General features: G+C 67.2%; 11 protein-coding genes. 10 read left to right on the plus strand and 1 reads right to left on the minus strand.

Going from position 1 to position 13645, the window contains the following annotated elements:
- The first annotated feature begins 16 nt into the window (after positions 1–16).
- From BM357_RS01730 to BM357_RS01755, 6 genes are all read left to right on the plus strand, one after another.
- Positions 17–259 carry a hypothetical protein gene (locus tag BM357_RS01730; RefSeq protein WP_074948936.1) on the plus strand — a complete coding sequence of 81 codons (243 nt, stop codon included), beginning with the start codon at positions 17–19 and terminating at the stop codon, positions 257–259.
- Complete coding sequence (locus tag BM357_RS01735; protein ID WP_074948938.1) at positions 259–3369, plus strand: DNA polymerase III subunit alpha; 3111 nt, start codon at positions 259–261, stop codon at positions 3367–3369. The genes BM357_RS01730 and BM357_RS01735 overlap by 1 nt, the downstream gene beginning before the upstream one ends.
- A gap of 231 nt (positions 3370–3600) precedes the next feature.
- Entirely contained in the window at positions 3601–4665 is a 1065-nt protein-coding gene (locus BM357_RS01740) for a phospholipase D-like domain-containing protein (protein ID WP_139234508.1), read from the plus strand.
- On the plus strand, positions 4655–5257 hold the full coding sequence (locus tag BM357_RS01745) for a phosphatase PAP2 family protein (protein ID WP_074948940.1): 603 nt from the start codon (positions 4655–4657) through the stop codon (positions 5255–5257). The genes BM357_RS01740 and BM357_RS01745 overlap by 11 nt, the downstream gene beginning before the upstream one ends.
- Before the next feature lie 162 nt (positions 5258–5419).
- On the plus strand, positions 5420–5776 hold the full coding sequence (locus tag BM357_RS01750) for a cupredoxin domain-containing protein (RefSeq protein WP_074948942.1): 357 nt from the start codon (positions 5420–5422) through the stop codon (positions 5774–5776).
- Between the two features lie 87 nt (positions 5777–5863).
- Positions 5864–6322, plus strand: coding sequence for an OsmC family protein (locus tag BM357_RS01755; RefSeq protein WP_074949280.1), 459 nt, complete (start codon positions 5864–5866; stop codon positions 6320–6322).
- Here BM357_RS01755 and BM357_RS01760 read toward each other — a convergent pair.
- Positions 6319–6663, minus strand: coding sequence for a histidine triad nucleotide-binding protein (locus BM357_RS01760; RefSeq protein WP_074948944.1), 345 nt, complete (start codon positions 6661–6663; stop codon positions 6319–6321). The genes BM357_RS01755 and BM357_RS01760 overlap by 4 nt on opposite strands.
- Before the next feature lie 171 nt (positions 6664–6834).
- On the opposite strand from BM357_RS01760, the gene BM357_RS01765 reads away from it, so the two are divergent.
- The 4 genes from BM357_RS01765 to BM357_RS01780 all read left to right on the plus strand — a co-directional run bounded on the left by BM357_RS01765 (position 6835) and on the right by BM357_RS01780 (position 13387).
- Positions 6835–7779, plus strand: a complete 945-nt coding sequence (locus BM357_RS01765; RefSeq protein WP_074949282.1) for an aminotransferase class IV — start codon at positions 6835–6837, stop codon at positions 7777–7779.
- A gap of 144 nt (positions 7780–7923) precedes the next feature.
- Positions 7924–10332, plus strand: a complete 2409-nt coding sequence (locus tag BM357_RS01770) for a 3-hydroxyacyl-CoA dehydrogenase/enoyl-CoA hydratase family protein (RefSeq protein WP_074948946.1) — start codon at positions 7924–7926, stop codon at positions 10330–10332.
- A 27-nt stretch (positions 10333–10359) separates the two neighbouring features.
- Positions 10360–11541, plus strand: coding sequence for an acetyl-CoA C-acetyltransferase (locus tag BM357_RS01775; protein WP_074948948.1), 1182 nt, complete (start codon positions 10360–10362; stop codon positions 11539–11541).
- 73 nt (positions 11542–11614) lie between these two features.
- Positions 11615–13387: an acyl-CoA dehydrogenase family protein gene (locus BM357_RS01780; protein ID WP_074948950.1), complete on the plus strand. Its 1773-nt coding sequence runs from the start codon at positions 11615–11617 to the stop codon at positions 13385–13387.
- Positions 13388–13645 lie beyond the last annotated feature (258 nt).

The following is a 13645-nucleotide window of genomic DNA, read 5'->3' on the forward strand; positions in this document are numbered from 1 at the left end:
TGAGGTGAGACGGCCCGTGAGCAGATTGGTGAATCGGCCCATCCAGGTGCATGGCCTGTGCGGGGAGATCCCGCAGGTCTTTCGGGATGGCGGAAAATGGCATCGAGTGGACTGCGTGATCGACCGCTGGATTGAGATGGGGGATTGGTGGGCAGATCAGGGGCCGCGCGTCGTGGTGCGCGTGCTGACCGAGGATCAGGCGTTGTTCGATCTCGAGTTTGTCGATGAACGCTGGTTCATCTACCGGGTGTGGGACTGATGTTCCTCCACCTGCACTGCCATTCCTGCTTCTCCTTCCTCGACGGGGCGGCGGGGGTGGAGGCGTTGGTGGCACAGGCGGCGCTGCTCGGCATGAAGGCCATCGCTCTCACGGATCACAATACCATCGCGGGATTGCCCAGTTTCCACAAATGGGCCGCTGCATACGGCGTGAAACCCATTTCCGGGGCGGAGATCACGCTGGAGGACGGATCGCACCTCACGGTGCTGGCCGAGACCCGGACGGGGTACGCCAACTTGTGCCGGTTGCTCACCCTGGCGCACACCGGGCCGGAGCGCCGGCGCGATCCGCGGGTCCCCGAGCACGAACTGCTGGCCCATGGGGAAGGCCTGATTGTGCTCTCCGGCTGCCGCCGCGGGCGATTGGCCCGCCACCTGCTGCGCGGCGAGAACGATGCGGCAAAGCGGCTGGCGCGCGTGTATCGCGACGCGTTTCCGGGGGCATATTTCATCGAGCTGCAGGCGGACGGGTATCCGGGGGCGGATCGCCTCCACCGGAGTCAGGTGGCCTTGGCGAAGGATCTCGGCATCCCGGTCGTCGCCACCGGAGATGTCCACCACGTGCATCCGGAACAGGCGGCATTGCACGATGTGCTGACCTGCATCCGGCTCGGCTGCGACATCCACACCCCGCACCCCGAACGGCCTCTCAACCACACCCGTTGGCTGTTTTCCGCCGGCGAAGCCGAGCGGCGGTTCGCCGGCTTGCCGCCGGAAGCCCTCGCCAACACAGTTGCGATCGCGGAGCGCTGCGACGTGGTCCTGCCGCAGGGGGGGTCCCTGTTTCCCCGCTACCGGTTGCCGGAGGGCTGGCGCCATCCGCGCGGGCTGTTGCGCCACCTGGTGTGGCGGGGGGCGCGGGAGCGGTACGGGCGCATCGACGCCGCACTGCGCCATCGGATCGAGCATGAACTGGAGATCATCGAGCGGCTCGGTTACACGGATTACTTTCTCACGGTCTGGGACATTGTGGATTTCGCCCGCCGTCACCGCATCCGCTGTGCCGGGCGCGGATCGGCGGCCGACTCGGCGGTGGCGTACTGCCTGTACATCACCGACGTCGACGCGGCCGGGCGCGGGCTGCTGTTCGAGCGGTTCATGTCGCTCGAGCGGGCGGAGAAGCCGGACATCGACATCGACTTCGACAGCCGCCGCCGCGACGAGGTGATGGATTACGTGTACCGCAAATACGGGGCGGATCACGTGGCGCGCGTCGCGACCTATCAGACGTTCCGCGGCCGTTCGGCGGTGCGCGACATCGGTGCCGCGCTCGGGCTCCCGGAGGCCCTGTTGGACGCGCTGGCCAAGCGGGTGCCGTGGGCGGCCCACGCCGATCGCCTGGAGGGATTGTTCGAGCGGCTGCCGGAGCTGCGGGAAGTCTCCCAGTACCAGCGGCAATTGCGCTGGCTGTGGCGGCTTGCGGCGCAGGCGGCCGGCTTTCCGCGCCATTTCGGGATGCACCTGGGCGGCGTGGTGATCAGCGCCCGGCCGCTGCTGGAGGTGACGTCGCTGCAGCCGTCCGCCAAAGGGGAATGGATGACCCCGTTTGACAAGGAGGGCGTCGAGGACGTCGGGCTCGTCAAGCTGGACCTTTTGTCGCTGCGCACGATGGCAGCCATCGAGGATACGGTGGTGCTGCGCGAGCGGCAGGGCCATCGGCTCGACTACGACCGCATCCCGCTCGACGACCGGGAGACGTTCGCCATGCTCGGCAACGGTGAGACCATCGGCGTGTTCCAGCTCGAGAGCCCGGCCCAGCGGGCCCTGCAGGCGCGCCTGAAACCGGAGGGGTTGGAGGACATCGTTGCCAGCGTCGCCCTCATTCGGCCCGGCCCCATCAAGGGGAACATGGTCGATCCGTTCCTGCTCCGCCGCCATGGCCAGGCGCCCATCACCTACCTGCATCCGAAACTGGAGCCCATCCTCGGCAAGACCTACGGGGTGGTGTTGTTTCAGGAGCAGGTGATTGAAATCGCGACCGAGGTTGCGCGCTTCACCCCGGGCGAGGCGGACCAGCTGCGCCGGGTGATGAGCAGGGCCCGCTCGGCGGCGGAGATGGAGCGCATCGGACGGCAATTTCTCGAGAAGGCGGAGGCGGCCGGCGTCGATCCGGCGGTGGCCCGGACCATTTTCTCCTACATCCAGGGCTATGCCAGCTACGGGTTCTGCGAGGCGCACGCGGCGGCCTTCGCCACCACCGCCTACAAGACCGCGTACTTGGTCTGCCACTTTCCGGCCGAATTTTACGCGTCCATCCTCAATCAGTACCCGATGGGCTACTACCCGGTGCACGTGGTCTGCGCCGAGGCCCGCCGGCGCGGAATCCGCGTGCTGGGGCCGGACGTGAACCGCAGCACCTGGGCCTGCCAGGTGGAGGACGGTGCGATTCGGCTCGGGTTTTGCCGCATCCATGGGTTTCGTGAGGCGGTCGCCGAGGCGATGTGCGAGGCGCGGGAGCGAGGCGGACCGTTTGAATCCGCCCTCGACCTCTTGCGCCGCGTCCCGCAGGTGGACCGTCTGACGGCGGAACATCTGATTCGGGTGGGCGCGTTTGACGGGCTGCATCCGTCGCGCCGGGCGGCGTTGTGGGCGCTGCCGGCGTGGCTCGGGGCGCGGTCGGAGGCTGCCCCGTGGTGGGTGGCCTCGCCCGGGCCGGGGATGGAACCGGACGGGTCAGGTTTACCCGGCGATGATCTGCCTCTGGCGGCGAAGTTGATGGACGAATACCGTCTGCTCGGGGTGGGCGTCTCGGGCCATTGGTTGAATCTGTACCGGCCCGAGCTGGAGAGGACCGGACATGTGACGGCGCGGGAGGTGGAGTCGTTGCCGGACGGCAGCATCGTGCGGGTGGCGGGCCTGGTGGTACGGCCGCACCGGCCGCCGACGAGGAGCGGCAAGACGGTGGTGTTCTTCACGTTGGAGGATGAGACGGGATTTGTCGACGTGACGATGTTCGAATCGGTCTACCAGTCGTGCGGGGCGATGCTGTTCACGCCGTACGGCCGGTTGGCCGGCGTGGCGGGGGAGGTGCAGCGGCGCGGCGGGACGAAGCCGCAGGTGGTGGCGTCGGCCGTGTGGCCGCTGACATGACGCGGACGCAGCCCCGGCGCCCGGCCCAAGCCGCCGGCTGGCCCGGATGGCGTCCGCGGGCACGGGTTGCTCCAAAACGCGCGGATCGATACGATGTTGGAGACTGATCGCATGGAAAACAGGACATGGCCGTCCGATGGGGTATATTCCAGGTGTCATGACGATGTCACAACGGGGGCGCCGCCGGGCCCTGTGTGACGGGGGCGCCGGGCGCCATCGGGAGGAGCGTGTATGCGGTTTTTGTGGCCCACTTGGATGCGCCGGGGAGGCTTCGCTGTGGCGTTGGGGATGCTGGCGCTGGCGGCGGGGTGCCTGCCCGCCGTCCAGCCCGGTGCATCGCAGCGCCACGCACCGGCACCGGTCACCGAGGCCGGGATGACCCTCGTCTGGGAAGGGGATGTGAAGACCCAGGCACTGGCGCTGATCCGGGAAAGCCGACACATCTGCCACCTGGATATCTACGAACTGTCCGATCCGGACATTCTCGCGGCGCTCGCCGACGCCCGGCGCCGCGGCGTGGATGTCCGGGTGGTGGTGGACGCGGCGGAGCGGCACAGCCAGGAGGAGGGGGTCCCGTACCTGCGCCGGAACGGGGTCCCTGTCGAATCCCTGCGCATCCCGCGCGGTATCTCGCACATCAAGATGTTGGTTGCGGACGGCGGGGTCCTGATAGGCGGGATGAACTTCGGGGCGGGGAGCTGGGACAACAACGACGCGTCCGTCGTGATCGCGCAGCCGAACGACTCTTTTGACGCCCTCTTTCGCTGGGACTGGCAGCGGGCATCCGGCCACCCGGCCGCCGCACCTGCCGTGAAGGCACCGCTCGTCGACGAGCGCGAGATGGAGCAGCACGTGGTCGACGCCATTGGGAGCGCCCGCCAGTCGGTGGCGATGGAGGCGTTCGTCCTGTCCGACTGGGCCGTCATCGACGCCTTGACGGCGGCGGCGAAGCGGGGGATCACCGTCGAGGTCCTGCTCGAACCGGGCCAATCGCAAAACCGTAAGACCGCGGACACCCTCCGCAAGGCGGGCGCGGTGGTGCGGTTTTACAAGCCGTACGGGGAAGAGTGGATGCACGCGAAGATGGTCGACGTGGATCACGGACGGGTGTTTCTCATCGGAAGTGCCAACTTCAGCCACCAGGCGTACGCGTACAACCACGAAGGAGATGTGGAGCTGCATCAGGTGCCGTCCTTCGCCCGGTCGCTGGAGGAGGATCTGGCGGACGAGATGAGCCGCGGGACGGTGTATCCCGAGCGGCGCTCGAGCGAGGGAGGAGACGGCGATGCGGGTTGAGCAGCCGGCCGGCACCTCCGGCGGATGGGGGTGGGCCGCGGCCGAGGGGCAGAGGAACCCGGGGGATGGGCCGTGGGCCGACCGGATCGATCACGCGGTCACCCAACGGCTTGTGCCGCTGTGGCGGCGATGGCCCGGGCTGAACGCGGCGATGGCGGTGATCGCGCGTGTCACACCCGTCGTGATGTTGGCCCTGATGGCGATGGCCTCCTTCGGTTGGCCGGCGGGCGTTCCGGCCAAGGAGACGGGGACGTCCGCCCTGGCGGGCGTGGCGGCGGCCGTCGCGGCTCGCGTGCTCAACGAACCCATCTCCCGTTGGGTGGACCGGCCGCGCCCGTTTGAGACCGCCGGGTTTGCGCCGCTGGTCGGGCACGCCGGAGGGCAGGCGTTCCCGAGCAACCACGCCACCGGGGCGTTTGCGCTCGCGGTCAGTTTCGTGCACGTGCCGGCCTACGGGCCCGTGCTGCTGGCGCTGGCGGTGCTGCTTTGCGCCTCGCGCGTCTACTGCGGGCTGCACCACCTGACGGATGTGCTCGGCGGTGCCCTGCACGGCGCGTTGGCGGGTGCCGTGGCCGTGTGGTGGATCGGCTAGTCCGGGGGGCGATGTGCATGGCTGCAAGCGGCTCGACAAGCGCCGTCGCCCCGCGCACGCACGCCGTCGTCCGATTGAGATCTCTCCTGCACATGCCGGCTGGCTGCCTGGGGGACACTGGAAAAATCAATCTTGGATCCGTCAAAGCGAGGAGACACCCTCATGGTGGCAAGAGCCTTCGCGGCGTGTCTGTGCGCGGCGGGCGTGGCCGTTCTGGCCGGACCTCTCCCCCCGGCGCAGGCGCAGGTGTCGGTGCACGTGACGTTGCGCGACACCGGAATTGACCCGCCGCAGTTCACCGGCAGACTCAATCAACCGGTGAACCTCACGATTGTGAACCGAGGCACCAAGACGCACAACCTCGTCATCCCCGATTTCTACATCTTCACCCCCAATCTGGCGCCTGGCGGGCGGACGACGGCGTCCTTCACGCCCGACCGGCGCGGTACATTTCCCTATTACTCCGACGCCGGGGGCCGCCCGGAGCCGGGACTGCGCGGCACGTTGACGGTGCGCTGACGGCGTCCGCGCATGCGCTTCGCGCATGGTTTCCCACGGGCGGGCGCCGAGGTACAATGGGAGCGAAGGGAGGGGCGCGGCGTGGAGATGCGCGTGACGACCACGTGGCATGGAAAACGCCACTTCACGGCGGTCGGTGATTCGGGACACGAGGTGTCCATCGACGCGAAACCGGACGTGGGGGGCGAGGACAAGGGCAGCCGTCCGATGGAACTGTTGCTGATGGGGCTGACTGGCTGCACCGGCATCGACGTCACCATGATTTTGGAACGCATGCGCCAGCCGCTCGAGCACCTGGATATCGAAGCGGTGGGGGTACGGCGCGAGGCGTACCCGCAGGCGTTTACGGAGATCCACCTGACCTACCGCATGTCGGGGGATATCCAGCCGGCCAAGGCGTGGCGGGCGATTCAACTGAGCGAGGAGAAGTACTGCTCGGCCTCCGCGTCCCTGAAGGCGCGCATCGTGCCGCACCTGGTGCTCAACGGCCAGGAGGTGCCGAATCCCGGGGCGGAAGCCGCCGCAGAGGATGACCTCCCGGATTAACCGGGAGGCCATTGCAGTTGGCGTCCGCCGAGCAGGTGGTAATGCAGGTGCGGGACCGTCTGCTGACCGTGGAACCCGACGTTGGTCACGAGGCGGTATCCTTGTTCAGCCACGCCGAGTTGCTCGGCGATCTGCCTGGCGGCCTGGTGGATCTCGCCGAGGACGGCCGCGTCCTCCGCCGTCAGGGCGTGGGCCGACGGGATGTGCCGTTTCGGGATGATCAGCACATGCACCGGGGCCTGCGGGCGGATGTCGTGGAAGGCGAGCACCTCATCATTCTCGAACACGGTGTTCGAGGGGAGTTCGCCAGCCACAATCTTGCAGAAGATGCAGTCACTCATCGGACTCACTCCTGTCGCTTGACTCGCAAAATGGCCGATGCGGTGTCGCAGGACGTGCCTGCACGTCACCATTGTACTCGTTTTGCACCGCATCCGGTCAACGGAACAAGGCGCGTCCGGCCCGGGAGACAGATGCTTCCGCGGCGGGCCGCCGGATTGGGGGAGAAGCAGATGGCGGTGGTAGCGTATTTCAACGGGCAGTTCGTCGATCCCGATGGCGCCTGGGTGCCATTGGAGGAGCGGGGGCATCAGTTTGGCGACGGGGTGTACGAGGTCATTCGCGTGTACAGCGGCCGCCCGTTCCTGATGGAGGAGCACCTCGAGCGGCTGGAGAGAAGCCTTCGCGTGATTGACATCCCGAATCCGCACACGCGCGAGGAGTGGGCGCAGTTGATTGCGGAGTCGGTGCGCCGCAGCGGTGAGGCGGAGGCGCAGGTCTACCTGCAGGTGACGCGCGGATCCGCGGTGCGCGGGCACGCCTTCCCCGGGGGGACGGCGCCGAACGTCAGCCTGGTGGTCCGCCCTGCGGCGGCGCCGGTGCATCCGGAGGACGCGGCGCTGCTCGCGCTGCCCGATGAGCGCTGGCCGAACGTGTACGTGAAGAGCATCAACCTGTTGCCCAACGTGATCGCCAAGGAGACGGCGAAGCGCGCGGGCGCGGCGGAAGCCATGCTGGTCCGCGCCGGGGTCATTACGGAAGGCGCGAGCAGCAACCTGTGGTTCGTCATCGGCGGACGGGTGTACACACATCCGGCGAACCGGTACATCCTCGGGGGCATCACGCGCCAGTTCGTGTTGCAGCTGGCCCGCGAGTCCGGGGTGGAGGTCGTCGAGGAGGCGGTCCCGTTCTCGAAGCTCGGCGAGGTGCAGGAGGTGTTCGTCACAAGCACCACGCAGGAGATCCTGCCCGTGGCGCGGGTGTTCACCGACCGGCGCATCGCACCTGCGCTCGACACGCTGCCGGCCGAGCCGCCGGAAACCCTGCTGCCGAAGGTGGAGGAGCCGGTGGAGCTGTGGCGCAGGCCGGGTGCGGCGGTGGTGACCGCGCGTCTGGCGGAGGCGTTCGCTCAGGCATTGGAGAAATTCCGCAACTATGAGCCGCTGCTGCAGGCGTGAGTCCGCCGGCCGCCCGCGCGTGAAAACCGCACGCGGGCGGCGCCTGCCAGGGCTTGTTGAAAAGCAAATGGTTCTGATATCATTGGAGTCGATCAATCTACCGACTGGTCGGTTCTGAAGCGGCCGGATCGAGGGGGAGAGACCTTGACGCGCAAGATACGCAGGGTGGGCGTCATCGGCGCCGGCGTGATGGGCGCGGCGATTGCAGCGCACCTGGCCAACGTCGGAATGTCGGTGGTCCTGTTGGACATCGTGCCGGGCGAACTGACGGAGGACGAGGCGAAGCAGGGGTTGACGCTGGCGTCGAAGGCGGTGCGCAACCGCATCGTCAACCGGGGCCTGCAGGCCGCGCTGCGCGCCAAGCCGGCTTCCTTTTACACCGAGGAGGACGCGGGCCGGATTGAAACCGGGAACCTGGAGGATGACCTGGATCGCTTGGCCGCGTGCGATTGGGTGATTGAGGCCATCGTCGAAAACCTGGAGGCCAAGAAAGCGCTTTTTGCGAAGCTGGAAAACGTCGTCCGCGAGGACGCCGTCGTCAGCTCCAACACCTCGGGCATCTCCATCGCCGCGATGGCCGAGGGGCGCGGCGAGTCCTTCCGGCGCCGGTTCCTCGGCACGCACTTCTTCAATCCGCCGCGGTACATGAAATTGCTCGAGATCATCCCCGGCCCGCAGACGGATCCGGAACTGGTCTCGTTCATGCGGCGGTTTGGCGAACGGGTGCTCGGCAAGGGCGTGGTGCTGGCCAAGGACACGCCGAATTTCATCGCCAACCGCATCGGCACCTACGGGTTGATGGTGACGCTCGATGCCATGCGTCGGTTCGGCCTTGGCGTCGATGAGGTGGACGCGCTGACCGGGCCGGTGATGGGCCGTCCGAAGAGCGCCACGTTCCGCACCCTGGACCTGGTCGGCCTGGACACGTTCGTGCACGTGGCGAACAACGTCCGCGCGTCTGTGGCGGATCCGGCGGAGAAGGATGCGTTCACCATCCCGCCCTACCTGGAGCGGATGGTCGCCAACGGCTGGCTCGGGGAAAAGACGGGGCAGGGCTTTTTCAAGCGCGTCAAAGGCGCGGACGGGCGACGAGAGATTTTGGCGCTCGATCTCGAAACTTTCGAGTATCGGCCGCGCCGCCGTGTGCAATCGCCGGCGCTCGAGGCCGCCAAGAACCAGCCCACCGCCGCGCTGCGCCTGAAGACCCTCGTCTCTGGGCAGGACCCCGCGTCGCAGTTCGTCTGGGATGTGCTCAAACGGGTGCTTCTGTACACCGCCGAGCGGCAGGGCGAGATCGCCGACGACATTGTGTCCGTCGACAACGCCATGAAGTGGGGGTTCAACTGGGAGCTCGGGCCCTACGAGACGTGGGACGCCATCGGCCTGCAGGAGTCCGTCGCGCGCATGCGCGCCGAGGGCGAACGGATTCCCGCCTTCGTGGAGGAACTTTTGGCGTCCGGGCGGACGAGCTTCTATGAACGGCAGCCGGGCGAAGTCCCGAAATTCTACGTGGGCGCCGGAAAGTACCGCACCGTCGAGGAGCCGGCCGAGGTCATCTCGCTCGCCCGCCTGAAGGAGCAGGGCCGGCTCGTGCGCGGCAATCGTTCGGCCAGCTTGGTCGATCTCGGCGACGGCGTGCTGTGTCTCGAGTTTCACTCCCCCAAGCAGGCGCTCGGCCCGGACGTCGTGCAGATGATCCACGCGGCGGCCGATGAGGTCTCGGCCAACTGGGAGGCGCTGGTCATCGGCAACCAGGCGCCCAACTTCTGTGTCGGCGCCAACCTGATGCTGATGTTGATGGAAGCCCAGGACGAGAACTGGGACGAGATCAACCTGGCGGTGCAGCAGCTCCAGCAGGCGCTGATGCGCATTAAATATCTGGATAAACCGGTGGTGGCCGCGCCGTTCGGCTACGCCCTGGGCGGCGGCGCCGAGGTGTGCTTCCCGGCGGACCGCATCCAGGCGTCCGGGGAGACCTACATGGGCCTCGTCGAGGTCGGGGTCGGTCTCATCCCCGGCGGGGGCGGCAACAAGGAGATGCTGATCCGCGCCATCGAAGGCGCGGAGGGAGCGGCGGATACCCGCTTGGACAACTTCGTCCGGCGCGCCTTCGAGAATATCGCGCTCGCCAAGGTTTCCACCAGTGCCCGCGACGCGCAGAGACTCGGCTACCTGCGGAAGACCGACGGCATCACCGTGGGCGGCGACTACCTGTTGCACGACGCCAAGCAGGTGGCCCTGGGGCTCGCCCGGGCCGGGTACACGCCGCCCACCCCGCGGCCCATCCCGGTCATCGGCGAAGACGGCGCGGCGGCCCTGAAGATCGGGGTGTACGGGATGAAGAAAGCCGGTTACATCTCCGATCACGACGAGAAGATCGCCCACCACCTGATCCGCGTGTTGACGGGCGGGTCGGTCCGCCGCGGCACGCTGGTGTCGGAATCGTATCTGCTCGACCTGGAGCGCGAGGCGTTCCTCAGCCTCATCGGTGAGCCGAAGACGCAGCAGCGCATGCAGCACATGCTGCAGACCGGCAAACCGCTGCGCAACTGAGGCGAGGTGTGCAAAGGAGAGATGGGGATGAGAGAAGCGGTGATTGTCGCCGGCGTGCGCACGGCCATCGGGAAGGCGCCGAAGGGGAGCCTGCGCACCACGCGCCCGGATGACCTGGGGGCGTTGGTGATCCAAGAACTGTTGAACCGGGCGCCCGGGGTGCGTCCGGAGGACGTCGAGGACGTGATCATCGGCTGCGCCATCCCGGAGGCGGAGCAGGGCATGAACCTGGCCCGCATCATCGCGCTGCGGGCGGGGATGCCGACCACCGTGCCGGGGGTGACGGTCAACCGGTTCTGCGCGTCGGGCCTGCAGACCATCGCGATGGCCGCGCAGCAGGTGATGTCGGGCATGGCGGATGTGGTCATCGCGGGCGGCGTCGAGTCGATGAGCATGATCCCGATGGGCGGATACAACATCTCGCCGAACCCCTACCTGGCGGACCACTATCCGCAGGCGTACATGTCGATGGGCCATACGGCCGAGGAGGTGGCCAAGCGCTTCGGCGTGACGCGCGAGGACCAGGACGCTTTCGCGCTGCGAAGCCACCGGAGGGCCGCGGCGGCCATCGACGCGGGCAAGTTCAAGGACGAGATTGTACCGGTGGAGGTCAAGCAGACGGAGCTGGGGCCAGACGGAAAACCGGTGACCCGGACGTTCGTGTTTGACACGGACGAGGGCGTGCGCCGGGACACGTCGATGGAGGCGCTGGCGAAGCTGCGCCCGGCGTTCAGCGCCAACGGCACAGTGACCGCCGGCAACAGCTCGCAGACCAGCGACGGGGCGGCGGCGGTGCTGGTGATGTCGGCGGATCGCGCGGTGGAGCTGGGCTTGAAGCCCTGGGCGGTGTTTCGCTCGTTCGCCGTGGCCGGGGTCGATCCGGACATCATGGGAGTCGGACCGGTGGCGGCGGTGCCGAAGGCGTTGAAACTGGCGGGCCTGACGCTCGGCGAGATGGACCTGATTGAATTGAACGAGGCGTTCGCGGCCCAGGCGCTGCAGGTGATCCGGGCCCTGGAGATGGACGAGGAACGCGTCAACGTCAACGGCGGCGCCATCGCGCTCGGGCATCCGCTCGGCTGCACGGGCGCCCGGCTGACGGTGTCGTTGCTCCACGAACTGTCCCGCCGCGGCGGCCGGTACGGCCTGGTGACGATGTGCATCGGCGGCGGCATGGGCGCGGCTGGCGTCATCGAGCGCGTGTCGTGACGTGAGGCGGGCTCTGGGGATTCAGGAGAACGCCCCGCACCGTCCGGCGGGGCGACACGAGGAGGAGCCGAAGATGGCGACGGAGGAGAAAAAGCTGACGAAAGGCGGCGCGTTCCTGATTGAGGCGGCCGCGCCCGACGAGGTGTTCACCCCGGAGGATTTCACGCAGGAGCACCTGATGATTGCGGAGACCACCCGTTCCTTCGTGGAGAACGAGGTGATCCCGCATCAGGAGCGGTTGGAGCATCAGGATTGGGAACTCACGGTCCAGTTGCTGCGCAAGATGGGCGAACTCGGCCTGTTGGCGGCGGATGTGCCGGAGGCGTACGACGGCCTCGGCCTCGACAAGGTGAGTTCGGCCCTGATTTCGGAGAACCTGACCTGGGGCGGTTCCTTCGCCCTCAGCCACGGGGCTCACGTGGGCATCGGGACGCTGCCGATTGTGTTCTTCGGCAACGAGGAGCAGCGGCGCAAGTATCTGCCGGCTCTGGCGTCGGGCGAAAAGATTGCGGCCTACGCCCTGACGGAGCCGGGGTCCGGGTCCGACGCCCTGGGCGCGAAGACGACCGCCCGCCTGTCGGAGGACGGTAAGTACTACATCCTCAACGGGACGAAGCAATTCATCACCAACTCCGGCTTCGCCGATGTGTTCGTGGTGTACGCGAAGATCGACGGGGAGAAGTTTTCCGCCTTCATCGTCGAGCGCGATTTCCCGGGGGTGTCGACCGGCCCCGAGGAGAAGAAGATGGGCATCAAGGCGTCCTCGACGCGTCCGCTCATCCTCGAGGACGTGAAGGTGCCTGTGGAGAACCTGCTCGGTGAACCGGGCAAGGGGCACCTGATTGCGTTCAACATCTTGAACATCGGCCGCTACAAGCTGGCGGTGGGGTGCGTGGGCGGCATCAAGGCGGCGCTGAAGACTTCCGTCAAGTACGCGAAATCGCGCAAGCAGTTCGGGACGCCCATCGCGCACTTCCCGCTCATCCAGCAGAAGATCGCGGACATGAACATCCGCGGGTTTGTCACCGAGAGCATGGCGTATCGCTCCACGGGAGACATCGACCGGCAGCTCCAGTCGCTGGGCGGCCACGTGGACGGCATGAGTGCGGCGCGGGCCATCGCGGAGTATGCGCTGGAGTGCTCTGTCAACAAGGTGTACGCTTCGGAAGCGCTCGACTTCGTCGTCGACGAAGGCGTGCAGATCCACGGCGGATACGGGTTCATCCAGGAGTACGCGATTGAGCGGATGTACCGGGATTCGCGCATCAACCGGATCTTCGAAGGCACCAACGAGATCAACCGGCTGCTCATCCCCGACATGTTGCTGCGCAAGGCGCTGAAAGGGGAGCTGCCGCTGCTGCAGGCCGCGCAGGGCCTCCAGCAGGAACTGATGGGCATGCTGCCGCTGCCCGACGAGTCGGTGCCCCTGGGGGCCGAGTCGCACATTCTGGACATGGCCAAGAAGGTGTTCCTGTTCACCGGCGGGCTGGCGGTCCAAAAGTACATGCAGTCGCTCAAGGACGAGCAGGAGATCCTGGCCGATCTGGCCGACATCATCATCGAGATCTACGCGTTGGAGAGCGCGCTGCTGCGCACGAGGAAGGCCATCGAAAAAGGGCTCAATGCGGAGAACAAGATCGATATGGTGCAGGTGTATGCGCGCGAGGCGTTCGACCGCATCGAGGGGCGGGCCAAGCGCATCCTCTCCGCCCTCGAGGAAGGCGACACCCTGCGCACGCAACTGGCGGTGCTGCGCAAGTTGACCCGCGTGCAGCCGGTCAACAGCAAGGAGATCAAGCGCCGCATCGCGCGCCGGGTGATTGAAGCGGAGCAGTACCTGGCGTAATCCGCCGGTGCCCGGGCGGGGCTTGGATGTGGTCGCTTCGACACACCCGCAGGACACACGGGAACCGGTGAGCGGACGGCCGGCAGCGCAGAGGACAGGGGCGCCCCAGACGGGGCGCCCCTTCGCGATGGGGCACGGAGGTCTGATCTTGTATTACAATCGGAGAGATCGGACTGTCGAGCGGTCCGTGGGAGAAGGGGCCTTCATCGGACTGACTCAGGGAACCCGCCATGGCCGCCGGCAAAGCGGACGCACAAG

This window comes from Paenalicyclobacillus macrosporangiidus, from assembly GCF_900116805.1.
In the GTDB taxonomy this organism is placed as follows: Bacteria; Bacillota; Bacilli; order Alicyclobacillales; family Alicyclobacillaceae; genus Alicyclobacillus_H; species Alicyclobacillus_H macrosporangiidus.

Coding starts and splice junctions, on each gene's coding strand:
- BM357_RS01735 (WP_074948938.1), top strand. CDS start 259: ATGTTCCTCCACCTGCACTGCCATTCCTGCTTCTCCTTCCTCGACGGG.
- BM357_RS01740 (WP_139234508.1), top strand. CDS start 3,601: ATGCGGTTTTTGTGGCCCACTTGGATGCGCCGGGGAGGCTTCGCTGTG.
- BM357_RS01745 (WP_074948940.1), top strand. CDS start 4,655: ATGCGGGTTGAGCAGCCGGCCGGCACCTCCGGCGGATGGGGGTGGGCC.
- BM357_RS01750 (WP_074948942.1), top strand. CDS start 5,420: ATGGTGGCAAGAGCCTTCGCGGCGTGTCTGTGCGCGGCGGGCGTGGCC.
- BM357_RS01755 (WP_074949280.1), top strand. CDS start 5,864: ATGCGCGTGACGACCACGTGGCATGGAAAACGCCACTTCACGGCGGTC.
- BM357_RS01760 (WP_074948944.1), bottom strand. CDS start 6,663: ATGAGTGACTGCATCTTCTGCAAGATTGTGGCTGGCGAACTCCCCTCG.
- BM357_RS01765 (WP_074949282.1), top strand. CDS start 6,835: ATGGCGGTGGTAGCGTATTTCAACGGGCAGTTCGTCGATCCCGATGGC.
- BM357_RS01775 (WP_074948948.1), top strand. CDS start 10,360: ATGAGAGAAGCGGTGATTGTCGCCGGCGTGCGCACGGCCATCGGGAAG.
- BM357_RS01780 (WP_074948950.1), top strand. CDS start 11,615: ATGGCGACGGAGGAGAAAAAGCTGACGAAAGGCGGCGCGTTCCTGATT.